This is a genomic window from Serratia sp. G204Y (assembly GCF_051172435.1).
GTDB lineage: Bacteria > Pseudomonadota > Gammaproteobacteria > Enterobacterales > Enterobacteriaceae > Serratia > Serratia sarumanii.
In genome coordinates this window covers 215,530-231,176 of the sequence record NZ_JBPIZA010000007.1, presented here as the reverse complement: position 1 = coordinate 231,176, position 15,647 = coordinate 215,530, and the positions used below count along the sequence as shown (strand labels likewise).

At 59.9% G+C, this 15,647-nt stretch carries 12 protein-coding genes and 2 pseudogenes; 9 read left to right on the top strand and 5 right to left on the bottom strand.

Annotated features, from left to right (window positions below; all coding sequences use genetic code 11):
- A pseudogene (locus tag ACSBQQ_RS22855) lies at positions 1–110 on the top strand (transketolase-like TK C-terminal-containing protein); the annotation flags it as partial.
- A gap of 69 nt (positions 111–179) precedes the next feature.
- Here the strand turns inward: ACSBQQ_RS22855 and brnQ are convergent.
- The gene (gene brnQ / locus ACSBQQ_RS22850; RefSeq protein ID WP_060426928.1) at positions 180–1,502 is read right to left on the bottom strand and encodes a branched-chain amino acid transport system II carrier protein; all 1,323 of its coding nucleotides are present in this window, start codon (positions 1,500–1,502) and stop codon (positions 180–182) included.
- Positions 1,503–2,099: 597 nt separating this feature from the next.
- Between brnQ and ACSBQQ_RS22845 the strand changes: the two genes are divergently transcribed.
- From ACSBQQ_RS22845 to fbaA, 7 genes and pseudogenes are all read left to right on the top strand, one after another.
- Complete coding sequence (locus ACSBQQ_RS22845) at positions 2,100–3,185, top strand: ABC transporter substrate-binding protein (protein WP_407046271.1); 1,086 nt, start codon at positions 2,100–2,102, stop codon at positions 3,183–3,185.
- A gap of 78 nt (positions 3,186–3,263) precedes the next feature.
- Positions 3,264–5,033: an ABC transporter permease gene (locus tag ACSBQQ_RS22840; RefSeq protein WP_033635883.1), complete on the top strand. Its 1,770-nt coding sequence runs from the start codon at positions 3,264–3,266 to the stop codon at positions 5,031–5,033.
- Entirely contained in the window at positions 5,026–6,096 is a 1,071-nt protein-coding gene (locus ACSBQQ_RS22835; RefSeq protein WP_033649407.1) for an ABC transporter ATP-binding protein, read from the top strand. Before ACSBQQ_RS22840 ends, ACSBQQ_RS22835 begins: the two co-directional genes overlap by 8 nt.
- Positions 6,097–6,162: 66 nt before the next feature.
- Positions 6,163–6,288 (top strand): annotated as a pseudogene (locus ACSBQQ_RS22830) (LysR family transcriptional regulator); the annotation flags it as partial.
- A gap of 312 nt (positions 6,289–6,600) precedes the next feature.
- Positions 6,601–7,617, top strand: a complete 1,017-nt coding sequence (gene epd / locus ACSBQQ_RS22825; RefSeq protein ID WP_004931582.1) for an erythrose-4-phosphate dehydrogenase — start codon at positions 6,601–6,603, stop codon at positions 7,615–7,617.
- A 70-nt stretch (positions 7,618–7,687) separates the two neighbouring features.
- Entirely contained in the window at positions 7,688–8,851 is a 1,164-nt protein-coding gene (gene pgk, locus ACSBQQ_RS22820; protein ID WP_025160206.1) for a phosphoglycerate kinase, read from the top strand.
- Between the two features lie 116 nt (positions 8,852–8,967).
- Entirely contained in the window at positions 8,968–10,047 is a 1,080-nt protein-coding gene (gene fbaA / locus ACSBQQ_RS22815; protein ID WP_025304179.1) for a class II fructose-bisphosphate aldolase, read from the top strand.
- Positions 10,048–10,103: 56 nt separating this feature from the next.
- Here fbaA and ACSBQQ_RS22810 read toward each other — a convergent pair whose 3' ends face one another.
- Positions 10,104–10,772, bottom strand: coding sequence for a DUF1345 domain-containing protein (locus ACSBQQ_RS22810; RefSeq protein WP_060429276.1), 669 nt, complete (start codon positions 10,770–10,772; stop codon positions 10,104–10,106).
- Between the two features lie 205 nt (positions 10,773–10,977).
- Between ACSBQQ_RS22810 and mscS the strand changes: the two genes are divergently transcribed.
- The gene (gene mscS / locus ACSBQQ_RS22805) at positions 10,978–11,844 is read left to right on the top strand and encodes a small-conductance mechanosensitive channel MscS (RefSeq protein ID WP_025304177.1); all 867 of its coding nucleotides are present in this window, start codon (positions 10,978–10,980) and stop codon (positions 11,842–11,844) included.
- Positions 11,845–11,926: 82 nt separating this feature from the next.
- Here the strand turns inward: mscS and ACSBQQ_RS22800 are convergent, their stop codons facing one another.
- The 3 genes from ACSBQQ_RS22800 to ACSBQQ_RS22790 all read right to left on the bottom strand — a co-directional run bounded on the left by ACSBQQ_RS22800 (position 11,927) and on the right by ACSBQQ_RS22790 (position 15,482).
- The gene (locus tag ACSBQQ_RS22800) at positions 11,927–13,276 is read right to left on the bottom strand and encodes an MFS transporter (protein WP_060429277.1); all 1,350 of its coding nucleotides are present in this window, start codon (positions 13,274–13,276) and stop codon (positions 11,927–11,929) included.
- Positions 13,277–13,447: 171 nt separating this feature from the next.
- Complete coding sequence (locus ACSBQQ_RS22795) at positions 13,448–14,479, bottom strand: methionine synthase (protein WP_033635869.1); 1,032 nt, start codon at positions 14,477–14,479, stop codon at positions 13,448–13,450.
- 25 nt (positions 14,480–14,504) lie between these two features.
- Positions 14,505–15,482 (bottom strand): DUF1852 domain-containing protein, encoded by a 978-nt coding sequence (locus ACSBQQ_RS22790; RefSeq protein ID WP_033635868.1) that lies wholly within the window; start codon positions 15,480–15,482, stop codon positions 14,505–14,507.
- Positions 15,483–15,647 lie beyond the last annotated feature (165 nt).

The window sequence follows — 15,647 nt, the reverse complement described above, 5'->3', positions numbered from 1 at the left end:
TCGTGGGCATGACCACCTTCGGTGAGTCGGCGCCGGCGGAGCAGCTGTTCGCCGAGTTCGGCTTCACCGTGGACAACGTGGTGGCCAAGGCGCAGGCGCTGCTGAAGTAAGCGGCCTGGCGCCAGCCGATAAGAAAGCCGGTCATCGTGACCGGCTTTTTTTATGGGCGTGACCCGCGGTTACGACGCGGCGTTGGCGCTTTCGACGCTGCGCAACCGGTCGTAAGCCGCCGCCAGCAACAGCACCAGCAGCGTAGGCTGCAGCCAGACCAGACCCTGTTCGGCCAGCGGCAGCTTATCAAACCAGGCGGGCAGCAGGCCGCTGAAGCTGGAGGCCTTCAGGCCGTCGGCGAGGCCAAACACCAGGCTGGTGGCGATCACCGGCGCGAAGACGCGCTTGGCGCTGCGCCAGCGGTTTTGGCTGAAGCTGAGTAACACCAGCGCGATGCAGGGCGGATAGATCGCCGTCAGCACCGGCAGCGAGACGCGGATCAGATTGGCTAGCCCCATGTTGGAGACCAGCATGGCGAAGAGGGCGAGGATAACCACCAGCGCGCGGTAAGAGAGCGGCAGGTAGCGGGAGAAAAAGTCCGCGCAGGCGCAGGTCATGCCGACCGCCGTCACCAGGCAGGCGATGAACATCAGCACCGCCATAAAGATGCTGCCCAGATCGCCGAAGGTGTGCTGCACATAGGCGTGCAGGATCGCCGCGCCATCCTGAGCGCCACTCTCGACCAGGCCGCCGCTGCCGGCGCCGAGCTTGAACATGCAGATATAGACCAGCGTCAGGCCGACGCCGGCGATCAGGCTGGCCCACAGGGTGTAGCGCAGCAGCAGGTCGCTGTCGCTGACGCCGCGCGAGCGGGCGGCGGTGACGATAATCGAGCCGAACATCAGCGCCGACAGCGTGTCCATGGTTTGATAACCCTGCACGAAGCCGGTGGAAAACGCCGCTGCCTGATAGCTGCCGACGGCGGAGATCGGCGCACCGGCGGGCCAAACCAGGGCGGCGATGCCGAGCGCGGCCAACGCCAGAATTTTCAGCGGCGCCAGAATATGGCCGACGTTATCGAGCAAGCGGCCGGGATACAGCGACACGATCATCGCCAGGGTAAAGAACAGCAGGCTGTAGATGAACTGCGGCAGGGCGCCGTCGCCGGTGAAGGGCGCGATGCCGAGGGCGAAAGAGACATTGGCGGTTCGCGGCGTGGCGAACAGCGGGCCGAGCGCCAGATAGCAGACGGTCGCCAACAGCAGGCCGGCGGTGCGGCCGATGGGGCCGGTCAGCAGGCTGATGCTGCCGCCGACGCGCGCCAGCGCGATCACGGCGATCACCGGCAGGGCGACGGCGGTCACCATAAACCCGAGGGCGGCCGGCCACAGATGTTCACCGGACTGCAGCCCCACCAGCGGCGGGAAAATGATGTTGCCGGCGCCGACAAACAGGGCGAAGGTCATAAAGCCCAGGGCGATAATGTCTTTCGGGGATAAATTCTTGGTCATAACGGTATGGCACTGCCTGTATTCATGAAATAAACGGCCTGGCTGCGGATGGAGAACCGCAGAAGGGCAGGCGCAGGGGGCCGCGAGCGCCCGCAAAATTTTCGTCCGGCAGGATATAATAATTCGGCGACAAAAACCTGATTAATCCAGCGCTGTTTATCCTGGCGTGAACCGGCCGCACAGAGGGATCATGGCGGCCGGCCCGGCAGGGCTTTAGCTCGCGCGCGCCACCATGTCTATCGACATCGGGATTTCGATATGCGGTTTGAAAGAGTCATAGGCGAAAGAGACATGGCCGTCTTCGACCGGTTTGCGGGTGAAAAAGATCGGCATATTGCGGGTTGAATGCCGGCGTTTGTCCTGAAGTTTCCAAGATCGCCATCGTACAGAGAATTCGCCTGCTGCGGCGCTCTCGCTTGGCCGAATAGTCTGCAACAGAAAGTGCCGTAAAGCCCGCGCTGCCGGGCTTTTTTGTTGGCTAAAAAACGCCCAGCCTCACAAAACCGAAAGATAACAAAGCAACGCCGTTGCCTCGTTGCAGTTATTAACTATATGTTAATTTTTGGTTTATTAAATGTGATCAGGGGATGGATGATGATGAAAAAAATCAGCACGACCGTAGCTGCAATCACCTTACTGGGCTCCGTTTCCGCCTATGCGGCCTTCCCGGCGGGCTACCCCGTCGACTATCAGAAATGGGTCGACGGCGCGAAGAAAGAAGGCAAGGTGGTGATTTACTCGACCACCGACACCAAGGCGGCGGCGCCGCTGATCCAGGGGTTCGAGGCGTTGTATCCGGGCATCAAGGTGGAATACAACGACATGAACAGCACCGAACTCTATAACCGCTTCATCAGCGAGCAGGCGGCCGGCGGCACCAGCGGCGACGTGGTGTGGAGCTCGTCGATGGACACCATTTTGAAACTGGCGGGCGATTACGCGCAGGAGTATGCCTCCCCTGAGCAGACCCAGCTGCCGAAATGGGCGGTATGGCAAGATAAAGTGTATGGCACCACCTATGAGCCGGTGGTGTTTATCTATAACAAACGCCTGATCCCGCAAGGCGATGTGCCGGATTCGCACGCGGCGCTGGCCAAGCTGATCGCCGGCCAGACGGACAAATTCAAGAAGAAAGTCACCACGTACGACATCGAAAAATCCGGCGTCGGCTTCATGCTGTCGGTGCAGGACTTCAAGGCCGATCCCAACTACTTCAAAACGCTGGCCGACGTGGCCAAGGGCGGGCTGGCGGTGCAATCCTCCACCGGCACCATGATGGAACGCGTCTCCTCCGGTGAAAACCTGATCGGCTTCAATATCCTCGGTTCGTACGCCGAGGCCCGCGCCAAGAGCGACCCGTCGCTCGGCATCGTCTATCCGAAAGACTATACCCTGGTGCTGTCGCGCGTGAGCTTCATCAGCAAAGAGGCCGGCAACCCTAACGCCGCCAAGCTGTGGTTCGACTACGTGCTGTCGGAGAAAGGGCAAAGTATTCTCGCCAATCAGGCGGATATCCCCTCGATCCGCAACGACATCGAAGGCAAGAACGACATCGACGGCATGACCAAGCTGTTGGGTAACGCGCTCAAGCCGATCCCGGTCGACGACAGCCTGCTGGAATATCTGCAGCCGACCAAACGCCTCGATTACATCAAACAGTGGCGCGCCGCCGCGGCGAAATAACAGGGACTGCATTCGGACGCGCGCCTGCCTTAGAGGCGCGCGCCCTTTGGTCGTTGTTTACAACCATAGGGAGCATTTATGCAAGCATGGCGCAGAAAGTGGCAGAGCCTGCCGCGCGGCCTGGTGGTGTTGATAACCGCGCTGGTTATCTATGTCCCCCTGTCGTTTATCATCATTCAAAGCTTCCTCTCGGCACCGTTTTTCTCTCCCTCCAAGGTCTTCAGCCTGGAGGCCTTCGAGTTCATCTTTACCGATCCTGATTTCTACAAGGCGCTGAAGAGCGGCTTTATTCTGGCATTCGGCCTGGTGATCATCGCCATCCCCCTCGGTGGCATTTTGGCCTTCCTGATGGTGCGCACCGATCTGCCGGGGCGGCGGATCATCGAGCCGCTGATTCTGGTGCCGATCTTCGTGTCGCCGATGGTGCTGGGCTTCGGCTACGTGGTGGCGGCGGGGCCGGTGGGCTTCTTCTCGCTGTGGGCGCAGGCGCTGCTGGGCTTCGTGCCGTGGAACATCTATTCGATGGCCAGCATCGTGGTGATAGCCGGATTGACGCACGTGCCCCACGCGTATCTGTACATCTCCTCGGCGCTGCGCAGCGTGGGCTCCGACGTTGAAGAAGCGGCGCGCACCGCCGGCGCCACGCCGCTGCAGGTGATGACCGCCGTCAGCCTGCCGATGGTGCGGCCGTCTATCCTGTACGCCGGGGTGCTGCTGTTCTTCCTCGGGCTGGAAGTGTTCGGCCTGATGCTGGTGCTGGGGGATCCGGAGGGCAATCTGGTGCTGGCGACCTACCTGTACCAGTTGACCAACAAGCTGGGCACGCCGTCTTACCACCTGATGGCGGCGGTGGCGGTGGTGCTGATCTGCATCACCATTCCGCTGGTGATGCTGCAGCGCCGGCTGATGCGCACCGCCAACCGCTTCGTTACCGTCAAGGGCAAAGCCTCGCAGGCCCGTGCGCTGCCGCTGGGCAAATGGCGCTGGGTGGCCGGCGCGGTGGTGGTGTTCTGGCTGACCGTGACCATCGGCGTGCCGCTGATAGGTGTGGTGCTGCGCGCCTTTATCTCCAACTGGGGCGTGGGCGTGTCTGTTTGGGACGAGCTGTCGATCAACACCTTCCGCACCATCTGGGCGCAACCCAACCTGCTGCGCGCCATCGTCAACTCAATGGCGATTGGGGTGATCGGCGGGGCGCTGGCGGTGGCGTGCTACCTGTTCATCGGCATCGCCATGCACCGCAAGCCGGATGGCGCCACGCGCTTCCTCGACTACAGCGTGCTGGTGCCGCGCGCGGTGCCGGGGCTGCTGGCCGGTCTGGCGTTCCTGTGGGTGTTTCTGTTCCTGCCGATGTGGTTGGACAAATCGCTCAAGGAGGGCTGGCTGTCGGCGCTGCCGATGGCCGAGTGGCTGCGTGCTAACTGGATTGTCTGGCTGCGTTCGCTGCGCAGCACCATCTTCAGCGTCTGGCTGGCGTACACCGTGGTGTGGATGGCTTACGGCCTGCGGCTGATATCTTCCACGCTGCTGCAGGTGGGGCCGGAACTGGAGGAGGCGGCGCGCAGCGCCGGCGCCAGCCGTGGCCAGATCACTCGCCACGTCACCATTCCGCTGTCGCGCTACGGCCTGATCGGCTCCTGGCTGCTGATGTTCCTGATTTTTGAACGCGAATATTCTACCGGGGTGTATCTGCTGTCTCCGGGCACGGAAACCATCGGCTCGATGCTGGTTTCCCTGTGGGCCGCGGGCGCTATCGATATCGTCGCCGCGCTGTCGTTCATCAATATCCTGCTGGTGGTGCTGGGGCTGGGGATTGCCTTGCGCTTTGGAGTGAAATTACATGATTGAACTTTCGGTAGAGAATCTGCATTTGACCTATGGCGACAACCCGGTGTTGAAAGGGGTGTCGATGGATCTGAAACGGGGCGAAGTGGTCTCGCTGCTGGGTCCGTCGGGCAGCGGCAAAACCACGCTGCTGCGGGCGGTGGCCGGGCTGGAGAAACCGAGCCAGGGGCGGATCGTCATCGGCAATAACGCGGTGTACAACGGCAGCGCGCGCAGCGAAATTCCAGCCGAAGAGCGCAATCTGGGGCTGGTGTTTCAGTCCTACGCGCTGTGGCCGCATAAAACGGTGTTTGAGAACGTCGCTTACCCGCTGAAGCTGCGTAAGATCGCCTCGGCGGAAATCACCCAGCGGGTGCAGGCGGTGCTGGATCAGCTCGGGTTGGGGCATCTGGCCAAGCGCCATCCGCACCAGCTTTCCGGCGGCCAGCAGCAGCGCGTGGCGATCGGACGGGCGCTGGTCTACAACCCGCCGGTGATCCTGCTGGACGAGCCGCTGTCCAACCTTGACGCCAAGCTGCGCGAAGAGGCGCGGGTATTCCTGCGCGAGTTGATCATCAAGCTTGGCCTGTCGGCGCTGATGGTGACCCACGATCAGAACGAGGCGATGGCCATCTCCGATCGCATCCTGCTGCTCAATAACGGCAAAATCGAACAGCAGGGCACGCCGCAGGAGATGTACGGTTCGCCCACCACGCTGTTCACCGCCGAGTTCATGGGCAGCAACAACCGCTTGCCGGGCAAGGTTGTCGCGCTGGAAGGCGACCGGGCGCGCATCGAAGGCAAGGATTGGGCGCTGTGGGGCAAAGCGGGCGCAGGCGTGCAGGTCGGCCAGGAGGGCTCGGCGGTGATCCGCGTGGAGCGCGTGCGGTTGGGCGAAGATCCGCAGGGCAACCAGCTTGAGCTGCCGCTGCTGGCCAGCATGTATCTCGGCGATCGCTGGGAATACCTATTCCGCACCGTGGCCGAGGATTTCGTGGTGCGCGCCTATGGCCACGAAGCGCGCGATCGGGCGCTGTGCCGGCTCTCCCTGCCGGCCGAGCATCTGTGGATATTCCCGAAAGCCTAATCAGGACGCCCGCAGGCGCGGGCGTTCCGTTTACAGAGTTAAACCGCTAGCGGCGATCTTTTCCGGGCGGTGTACGTTTCCCGGCTGGCAACGTCGGCGAAAGTGCGGGTGACGGTCGAATTTTTGCGCGACTATTTCCGCGAGCACTACGGCGAAACGGGGCCGGCGAGTGAAAATCCGCCGCGGCCTTGAAGCCAAAAATGTGCGCCAGATCATCTTATGCTCGTAAAACTCCCCTCCGTTACTTGTGGAACTGTTGCACCTGTTCCTTTTGCCAAAACTTTGGTTTATGCTCAGCTGAAGCGTTTCAGTTGAAGCACTCTTCGACAGAAATGCCGATGTGACGGCGGCGAAAAGCCGCTGAAACGCGGGAATAATGCAAACGCGGCGATTCACAGCGGGCGGTGCGATCCACTACTCTATGCGGGTTAGTGAGACAACCAGTCAGCGCCGGCCCGGCGCCGGTGAGTCAGCCCGGCGGGACGGCCCTTTTTCAGGAGCAGCATGACCATCCGCATAGCGATAAACGGCTTTGGCCGCATCGGCCGCAGCGTATTGCGCGCACTGTACGAATCGGGACGACGGGCGGAAATCTCCGTGGTGGCGATCAACGAGCTGGCGAACGCCGAGGGCATGGCTCATCTGCTGAAGTACGATTCCAGCCACGGCCGCTTCGCCTGGGATGTGCGGCAAGAGTGCGACACGCTGAGCGTCGGGGACGACGCGATTCGCCTGTTGCATCAGCCGGCGGTGGAGCAGTTGCCCTGGGGCGAGCTGGGCGTCGACGTGGTGCTGGACTGCAGCGGCGTGTACGGCAGCCGGGCGGATGGCGAAGCCCATCTGGCGGCGGGGGCGAAGAAAGTGCTGTTCGCCCATCCGGGCGGCAACGATCTGGACGCCACCATCGTGTTCGGCGTCAACCATCAGACGCTGCTGGCGGAACATCGCATCGTGTCCAACGCCTCGTGCACCACCAACTGCATTATTCCGGTGATCAAGCTGCTGGACGACGCCTACAGCATCGAATCCGGCACCGTGACCACTATTCACTCGGCGATGAACGATCAGCCGGTGATCGACGCGTATCACGCGGATTTGCGGCGCACCCGCGCGGCGAGCCAGTCGATCATTCCGGTCGACACCAAGCTGGCCGCGGGCATCACCCGTATCTTCCCGCAGTTTTGCGATCGCTTCGAGGCGATCTCGGTGCGCGTGCCGACCATCAACGTGACGGCTATCGATCTCAGCGTCAGCGTGAGCGCCGCGGTGAAGGTGGCGGAGGTCAACCAGCTGTTGCAAAAGGCCGCACGGGAATCATTTCGTGGTATAGTTGACTACACGGAATTACCATTGGTCTCGATCGATTTTAACCATGACCCGCACAGCGCTATCGTCGACGGTACGCAGACCCGGGTCAGCGGGCAGCACCTGATAAAGACCTTGGTCTGGTGCGACAATGAATGGGGCTTTGCCAATCGGATGTTGGATACAACACGGGCAATGGCCGCCAGCGGTTTCTAGTACGGCGGCGCCGGCGTGATTGGCGCGCTGCTCAGGCAATTTTATAGAGATTCAATAAAGAGGGTTCACCATGTCTGTAATTAAGATGACCGATCTGGATCTGGCGGGTAAACGCGTACTGATCCGCTCCGATCTGAACGTGCCGGTAAAAGACGGTAAAGTGACTTCCGACGCGCGTATCCGCGCTTCCCTGCCGACTATCGAAGCTGCGCTGAAGCAAGGCGCCCGCGTGATGGTAACCTCCCACCTGGGTCGTCCTACCGAAGGCGAGTACAACGAAGAATTCTCCCTGCTGCCTGTGGTCAACTACCTGAAAGATCACCTGAAATCCCCAGTGCGTCTGGCGAAGGATTATCTGGATGGCGTCGACGTCGCCGAAGGCGAACTGGTGGTGCTGGAAAACGTCCGTTTCAACAAGGGCGAGAAGAAAGACGACGAAACCCTGTCCAAGAAATACGCGGCGCTGTGCGACGTGTACGTAATGGACGCGTTCGGCACCGCGCACCGCGCGCAGGCTTCCACCCACGGCGTGGGCAAGTTCGCGCCTGTCGCCTGTGCCGGCCCGCTGCTGTCCGCCGAGCTGGAAGCGCTGGGCAAGGCCCTGGGCAACCCGGCCCGTCCGATGGTTGCCATCGTGGGCGGTTCTAAAGTCTCCACCAAACTGACCGTGCTGGATTCCCTGTCCAAAATCGCCGATCAGCTGATCGTCGGCGGCGGCATCGCCAACACCTTCGTGGCGGCGCAGGGCAACAACGTGGGCCAGTCCCTGTACGAACCTGACCTGATCCCGAACGCGCAGAAACTGCTGGAAACCTGCGACATCCCGGTTCCGACCGACGTGCGCGTAGCGACCGAGTTCTCCGAAACCGCGACCGCGACCGTGAAGCAGGCCAACGAGATCCAGGACAACGAGCAAATTCTGGATATGGGCGACGTCTCTGCCGAGCGTCTGGCCGTTATCCTGAAGAACGCCAAGACCATTCTGTGGAATGGCCCGGTTGGCGTATTCGAGTTCCCTAACTTCCGTAAGGGCACCGAAATTGTCGCCCGCGCGATCGCCGATAGCGACGCTTTCTCTATCGCTGGCGGCGGCGACACTCTGGCAGCCATCGATCTGTTCGGTATCGCTGACAAAATTTCCTACATCTCCACCGGCGGTGGCGCATTCCTGGAATTCGTTGAAGGGAAACCGCTGCCTGCAGTCGTGATGCTGGAAGAGCGCGCTAAGCAGTAATTCAGACAACGGGAGGCGAAAGCCGCCCGTTTGTTTTATACCGCGCGGCTCACGCTGCGCGGCGTGAAAACATCGATTTACATCCATCTACGGCCGACGAAACAGGACAAAGTAACATGTCTAAAATTTTTGATTTCGTAAAACCGGGTGTCATCACGGGTGATGACGTTCAGAAAGTCTTCGCAGTTGCTAAAGAGAACAACTTTGCGCTGCCAGCGGTAAACTGCGTGGGTACCGACTCCATTAACGCAGTGCTGGAAGCCGCGGCTAAAGTGCGCGCGCCGGTCATCGTTCAGTTCTCCAACGGCGGCGCCGCGTTCATCGCCGGCAAAGGCGTGAAGACCGATGTGCCTCAGGGCGCAGCGATTCTGGGCGCTATCTCCGGCGCACACCACGTTCACCAGATGGCTGAACACTACGGCGTGCCGGTGATCCTGCACACCGACCACTGCGCGAAGAAACTGCTGCCATGGCTGGACGGCCTGCTGGACGCCGGCGAGAAGCACTTCGCCGCTACCGGCAAACCGCTGTTCTCTTCTCACATGATCGATCTGTCTGAAGAGTCTCTGGAAGAAAACATCGAGATCTGCAGCGCCTACCTGAAGCGCATGGCCAAAATCGGCATGACGCTGGAAATCGAACTGGGCTGCACCGGCGGTGAAGAAGATGGCGTGGACAACAGCCATATGGACGCTTCCGCACTGTACACCCAGCCGGAAGACGTGGCTTACGCGTACGAAAAACTGAACGCCATCAGCCCGCGCTTCACCATCGCTGCCTCCTTCGGTAACGTGCACGGCGTGTACAAGCCAGGCAACGTCAAGCTGACCCCGACCATCCTGCGTGATTCTCAGGACTACGTGTCCAAGAAATTCAACCTGCCGCACAACAGCCTGAACTTCGTGTTCCACGGCGGTTCCGGTTCTACCGATGCAGAGATCAAAGAGTCTGTGGGTTACGGCGTGATCAAGATGAACATCGACACCGACACCCAATGGGCGACCTGGGACGGCATCCTGCAGTACTACAAAGCGAACGAAGCTTACCTGCAGGGCCAACTGGGCAACCCGAAAGGCGCCGATCAGCCGAACAAGAAATACTACGATCCACGCGTATGGCTGCGCGCAGCGCAGACCAGCATGGTGACGCGTCTGGAGCAGGCCTTCAAAGATCTGAACGCGGTAGACGTTCTGTAATCTTCGGCACCTGTTGCACGATGCAAAAGGCTCCCTGCGGGGAGCCTTTTTCTTTTTCAGCCCAGCAGGCCGGCGCCGACGTTGATAGACAGGCCCAGGATCAGCATGTTGAACGCGAAGGAGATCACCGACTGCAGCAGGGTGACCTTACGCACCTCCGCCGCCCCGACCGCCACATCTGCGGTCTGCGACGCCACCGCGATGGTGAAGGAGAAGTAGGCGAAGTCCAGATAGGTCGGCTCGGTGAGGTTGCCGGGGAACAGCAGCGGCAAAGGCTCCTGCTGCGCACCCTGGCGATAAAATTGATGGGCGTAGTGCATGGTGAAGGCGGTCGGCAGCAGCAGCCAGGAGACCGCCAGCGTTCCGCCGGTTAACGCCAGATGCAGGGTTTTCAGCGAGTCGCTGGCCTGTTTGGCGCTGCTCAACTCGAACAGGATCGCCAGAATGCTCACCAGACAACCGAAACTAACCAGCGCCAACACCGTGCTGGCGCTTTCATCCTGCCGCCGAGCGATCTGGCGAATGTGCTGCGGCGTGCTGACCAACATCAGCCGCCAGAGAAACAGCAGGTAAAGCCAGGCCAGCGTATTCCAGCCGATCATCAGGCGCTGTAGCAGCGAGAGCTGGGCGGGCAACAGCAGAAAACACAGCAGCCCGGCGCCGACGGAAAACAGCAGCCTGGGCCGCACTTGCCAATAATGTTTGAGCGAAGAGCGAACGTGCATGATTAACGGATCCCTTGTCGTGAAATGGCCAACGCGCTGTTCTCAGCATAGAAGAAGCGGCGGGCGGTTTCGGCTATTTTTAACGCTGACGGTTGGCATGAGCCTTTAATGTTGGTTACCCTTAGGCGGTGGTTTCCTACTGGCTGCCGAGGCCAGTGTATTTTTGCGAGTTTCTCCCGTTAGGGACTGAGTTAGGACGACACGAATGAAAGATTTGAATGTAGTAGACGGCATCAACGGTGCCGGCAACTGGTTGGTGAAGAACCAGGATCTGTTGATCCAATACGCGGTGAATATCGTCGCCGCCATCGTTATCCTCATCATCGGTTCGATCGTGGCCCGCGTAGTCGGTAATGCGCTGAACCGCGTGATGAAACTGCGCGGCATCGACGCCACGGTGGCAGACTTCCTGTCGGCAATCGTGCGCTACGGCGTGCTGGCGTTCACCTTCATTGCCGTGCTGGGGCGCGTCGGCGTGCAGACCACCTCGGTGATCGCCGTGCTGGGTGCCGCCGGTTTGGCCGTCGGCCTGGCGCTGCAAGGCTCGCTGTCCAACTTCGCCGCCGGCGTGCTGCTGGTGATCTTCCGTCCGCTGCGCGTGGGTGAATATGTCGATCTGGGCGGCGTGGCCGGTACCGTCGATCAGGTGCAGATTTTCTCCACCACCCTGCGCACCGCAGACAACAAAACCATCGTGGTGCCGAACGGTAAAATCATTGCCGGCAACATCATCAACTATTCTCGCGAGCCGAACCGCCGCGTGGATATCGTGGTAGGCGTGGCCTACAACGCCGATATCGACGTGGTGAAGAAGGTGCTGGGCGACGTGATCGCCGCCGACAAGCGCATCATGCACGCCAAAGGCGTGACCGTGCGTCTGAACGAGATGGCGCCGTCTTCCCTGAACTTCGTCACCCGTTCCTGGACCACCAACGCGGAATACTGGAACGTGTACTTCGATCTGATGGAAAACTTCAAGCGCGCGCTGGATGCCCACAACATCGGCATTCCGTTCCCGCAGATGGACGTACACCTGTATCGCACCGAAGACGCTTCCGCCAAGGCGGAATAACAGAGAAGGGGGCCTTGGCCCCCTTTTTGATTACAGGCCGAGACGTCTCCAAGGGCGTCTCGGCCTTTTCTTTTCCGCGAGTTCAGGCGCCGGCGACCGGCTTGGCGAGCGGCGCGCGGCGGCGCAGGCTGAGGCGATAGAGCAGGAAGATGGCGGCCGCGCCCAGCAGCGCCGGCAGCGCCAGCCAGAGGAAGAACACTTCCGCCGAGCCGGCGGCGGTCATCATCCAGGCGCCGAGCATCGAGCCGACGATTGAGCCGAAGCGGCCATTGGCCATGGCCCAGCTGACGCCGGTGACGCGGGCCGCGGTCGGATAAAGGGTGGCGGAAACCAGATTCAGGCCGTTCTGCGCGCCGGCCACGCCGAAGCCTATCAGGAACACGACGGCGGCCAGCGTGTAGACGTCGCCCATCAGATACCCGGTCGCGCCGATCACCAGCGCGGCCCCCAGGTAGGAGACGGCCAGCACGCGGTAGGGCCCGATCCGGTCCATCAGCAGCGCCATCAGGATGGCGCCCAGGGTGCCGCCGAGCGGCACCATCGCCCCGATGCGCGAGGCGTGGACGATATCGTAACCGGCGTCTTTAAGTATCGTCGGCAGCCAACTGGTAAGCAGGTAGAACACGAACAGCGAGCAGAAGAACGCCGCCCACAGCAGCAGGGTGCGCGCGGCGCGCCCTTCGATAAACAGGTGCGAGATCGGCGACTTGGCCTGCGCCGGGCGCTCGTCATCGACAATGGTTATCCCCGTCCAACGTTGGCCGGTGATACGCTCGACCACCCGGCGCAGCCGATCGGCATGCCTGGCGCTGGCGGCCATAAAGCGTACCGACTCGGGCATCTGCCAGGCCAGCAGCGGCAGCAGCGCCAATGGCGCAATGCCGCCCACCAGCAGCACGCCGCGCCAGCCGAACGCCGGGATGATCTGCCCGGCCAGCAGGCCGCCCAGAGCCAATCCGGCGGTAAAGCCGCTCCAGCTCAGGGTGACCATCAGCATGCGGCGGCGCGCCGGTGAGTACTCCGAGCTGAGGGTGATGCAGGTCGGTATCGCGCCCCCGAGGCCAATGCCGATGATGAAGCGCAACAGGGTCAGGGATTCGATTGAGTGCGTATAGGCCGAAGCCAGGGTGCAGCCGCCAAATACCAGCACCGCGACGAGCAGCACGCGTTTGCGGCCGATGGCGTCGGCGATCGGCCCGAACAGCAGGCTGCCGATCAGCAGGCCGAACAACCCCGCGCCGAAGGCGGGGGAGAGCTGCGAGGGCTGCAGGCCCCACTCTTCGCGCAGCGCCGGGGCGATATAGCCGATGATGGCGGTATCGAACCCGTCCAGCAGGGCGATCAGGAAACACAGGGTGAGGATGAGGATTTGATAAGGCGAGATCCTGGCGCGATCGATAATTTCGCTGATGCGAGCGGTATCTGGGCTCATGAGGGTTCCACTGTTATTAAGCTGGTGTGGGCTGGCTGAGGGGCCGTTCAGGCCGCTGTGGCTGGCATCGCGTAGAAATCCGAGTATACACCAGAGCGGGGGCGTTGCGGGGAGGGGGAGTCGATGATCATCGCCCGCCGCAGGAGGCTACTGCGGCGGGCGATGGCGCGATTATTTGGCCAGCAATTCTCGGCGCACGATCTCGGCGCCGGCACTCAAGGCATTCAGCTTGCCGCTGGCGACCTGACGAGGCAGGGGAGCCATGCCGCAGTTGGTCGACGGATAGAGCTTGTCGGCATCGACAAACTGCAGCGCTTTGCGCAGCGTAGCGGCCACTTCCTCCGGTGTCTCAACGGTATGATTCGCCACATCAATGGCGCCGACCATCACTTTTTTGCCGCGAATCAGTTCCAGCAGATCCATCGGGACGTGCGAGTTATGACACTCGAGCGAGATAATATCGATAGTAGACGTTTGCAGCTTGGGGAACGCCTCTTCATATTGCCGCCACTCTGAGCCCAGCGTCTTTTTCCAGTCGGTATTGGCCTTAATGCCGTATCCATAGCAGATATGCACCGCCGTTTCACACTTAAGCCCTTCAACGGCCCTTTCCAGGGCGGCGATGCCCCAGTCATTCACCTCGTCAAAGAACACGTTAAATGCGGGCTCATCAAACTGAATAATGTCGACGCCGGCGGCCTCGAGCTCTTTGGCTTCCTGATTGAGGATCTTGGCGAACTCCCAGGCCAATTTCTCGCGGCTTTTATAGTGGTTGTCATAGAGCGTGTCGATCATGGTCATCGGCCCCGGCAGGGCCCATTTAATCGGCTGCTTGGTCAGCTGGCGTAAAAATTTGGCGTCTTCAACGAAAACGGGCTTTTGGCGCGCCACCGCACCCACGACGGTTGGCACGCTCGCCTCATAGCGATTGCGGATTTTAACCACTTCGCGTTTCTCGAAATCGACGCCGCTGAGGTGCTCGATAAACGTCGTGACGAAGTGCTGGCGCGTTTGCTCGCCATCGCTGACGATATCGATGCCGGCCTGTTGTTGTTCAGCCAGCGACAAACGCAGGGCATCCTGTTTCCCTTCGATTAATTCTTCATTTTGCAATTTCCAGGGCGACCACAGGGTTTCCGGTTGGGCCAGCCAGGAAGGTTTGGGCAAGCTGCCGGCGGTCGAGGTAGGGAGCAATATTTTCATAATAGATGACCTGTATTTGAGTGAATCAAAGCGCGTAGTGAGCAGACCATTGCTCAAGAATGGGCTTGTAGGGTTTGATAAATTGCTCTTCCGTAAATTTCCCCTGCTCAATCGCTAACTGGCTACGCTCTTCGCGATCGTAAACAATCTTGGTTAATGAATAGTCCTGGTTATTCAGGCTTGGCTGATAGCATTGCCCCGCCGCCGAGTTGGCATTGTAAATTTCAGGCCGATAGATTTTTTGGAAGGTCTCCATCGTGCTGATGGTGCCGATCAGCTCCAGATCGGTGTAATCGCTCAGCAAATCCCCGGGGAAATAAAACGCCAGGGGCGCGACGCTATTTTTCGGCATGAAATAGCGCACCTGCAGGCCCATTTTTTTAAAATACCGGTCGGTCAGCGAAGCGCCGTCTTGCCGATACTCGTCGCCCAACACCGGATGTTGATTGCCCGTCCGATGATAGGTGTCTTTGCTGGACACGCTGAGGCAGATCACCGGCGGTTTGCTGAAATTCTCATGGTATTCGTTTGAATTGACGAAGTGCTTAAAGATATTGCCGTGCAAATCGCCGAAATCATTCGGGATAGTGAATTCCGCCGTGTTTTTATTGTGCGCCGGCAGCAAGACGCTAAAGTCATAATCGCGCACGTAAGACGAGAAGTTGTTCCCGACGATGCCCTCAATTCGCTTTTGCGTTTTTTTATCGATGATGTTGGTTTTCAGGATTTCGATCACCGGGAAGCTGGCGCCCTGATCTTCAACGCGCATCTCCACCGAAATGATGTCAAGCTCAACCGAATAGCGGTCGGCCTTGGGGTTATCCCAATGCGCCAACGAATTGAAGCGATTGTTAATCATCACCAGCGTGTTGCGCAGGTTCTCCCGGCGGTTTTCCCCTCTGGCCAAATTGGCGAAGTTGGTGGTGATACGCGTACTTTCAGAAGGGTTATAATCTTCATCGAAAGAACTGCTCTTAATCGTAAAGGCAAAGTCTCTATTCATCGTCTTATAGCATCCTGTTATATGATATGAAGGCTGGATTTATCCATTTCTTTCAATGGGTTGTTTTTCTCTTTTTTTATTCAGCCGATTTCATATTGTCTGTCGTTAATGAGGTCTATTTTTGCCAGAGTCCCGCAGGGAGTGAAAGAGACTTAATTTCATTAC

Bases quoted from the DNA above. Each gene is read 5' to 3' on its own strand.
- brnQ (WP_060426928.1), bottom strand. From the start codon at position 1,502: ATGACCAAGAATTTATCCCCGAAAGACATTATCGCCCTGGGCTTTATG.
- ACSBQQ_RS22845 (WP_407046271.1), top strand. From the start codon at position 2,100: ATGAAAAAAATCAGCACGACCGTAGCTGCAATCACCTTACTGGGCTCC.
- ACSBQQ_RS22840 (WP_033635883.1), top strand. From the start codon at position 3,264: ATGCAAGCATGGCGCAGAAAGTGGCAGAGCCTGCCGCGCGGCCTGGTG.
- ACSBQQ_RS22835 (WP_033649407.1), top strand. From the start codon at position 5,026: ATGATTGAACTTTCGGTAGAGAATCTGCATTTGACCTATGGCGACAAC.
- epd (WP_004931582.1), top strand. From the start codon at position 6,601: ATGACCATCCGCATAGCGATAAACGGCTTTGGCCGCATCGGCCGCAGC.
- pgk (WP_025160206.1), top strand. From the start codon at position 7,688: ATGTCTGTAATTAAGATGACCGATCTGGATCTGGCGGGTAAACGCGTA.
- fbaA (WP_025304179.1), top strand. From the start codon at position 8,968: ATGTCTAAAATTTTTGATTTCGTAAAACCGGGTGTCATCACGGGTGAT.
- ACSBQQ_RS22810 (WP_060429276.1), bottom strand. From the start codon at position 10,772: ATGCACGTTCGCTCTTCGCTCAAACATTATTGGCAAGTGCGGCCCAGG.
- mscS (WP_025304177.1), top strand. From the start codon at position 10,978: ATGAAAGATTTGAATGTAGTAGACGGCATCAACGGTGCCGGCAACTGG.
- ACSBQQ_RS22800 (WP_060429277.1), bottom strand. From the start codon at position 13,276: ATGAGCCCAGATACCGCTCGCATCAGCGAAATTATCGATCGCGCCAGG.
- ACSBQQ_RS22795 (WP_033635869.1), bottom strand. From the start codon at position 14,479: ATGAAAATATTGCTCCCTACCTCGACCGCCGGCAGCTTGCCCAAACCT.
- ACSBQQ_RS22790 (WP_033635868.1), bottom strand. From the start codon at position 15,482: ATGAATAGAGACTTTGCCTTTACGATTAAGAGCAGTTCTTTCGATGAA.